Origin of the sequence: Sulfobacillus harzensis (genome assembly GCF_012933365.1) — a bacterium.
Lineage (GTDB): Bacteria > Bacillota > Sulfobacillia > Sulfobacillales > Sulfobacillaceae > Sulfobacillus_B > Sulfobacillus_B harzensis.
This window is the reverse complement of sequence record NZ_JABBVZ010000325.1, coordinates 1-588: the sequence shown is the minus strand read 5'-3', so window position 1 is coordinate 588 and position 588 is coordinate 1. Positions and strand designations below refer to the sequence as shown.

Sequence of the window (588 nt, the reverse complement as noted above, 5' to 3'; positions counted from 1 at the left end):
AGGAGCCTTTTCATTTAATCCGAACCCGCACGGCGCGCGGGTTTGACGCATTGGACGCTGCGATTTTCCTACACTAAAATCTGGCAATATCCGAAAATCGGTCTAAATCCTTGACAAATGGGATCACCTCCCAACCCTCGGATGACTGGCATTTGTTGCCAGATCCTACGAGGGGGAGGTGATCCCGTGCTTGCACTGCACGGGCATCATACGACATTTCCGCAGCAACTCCAACAGGATACCACGAATTGGCCCGCCCACTGGGGAGAGCCCCAGGCCTGGCAGGATGCGCTGAGGTGGGCGCTCACGGCCGACCTCGACGCCCTGCGGCCGATCTTAGCGACGGCGTACCATCCCACCCGGGGGCGCCCGCCGATTGATCCGGTGACGCTTTTGCGCGCCCTCGGCCTCCAAATCATTTTTGGGGAACCCTCGATCTCCGCGTGGGTGCGGCGCCTACAGCAAACGCCGTTCCTGGCCCGGTTGTGTGGCTGGACGGGGAAAGTGCCGGCCGTCGGCACGTTTTACCACTTCCTCTACCGGCTGTATCCCGATCCGGATCGTCGCCGTGGGGCGCTCCGGCGCCCC

Annotated in this window: 1 protein-coding gene; it reads left to right on the top strand. The window is 61.9% G+C overall.

From position 1 onward, the window contains the following. Positions 1–186: 186 nt before the first annotated feature. Positions 187–588: transposase (locus HIJ39_RS23315; protein ID WP_169103398.1), on the top strand; the 402-nt coding region annotated here is incomplete at its 3' end.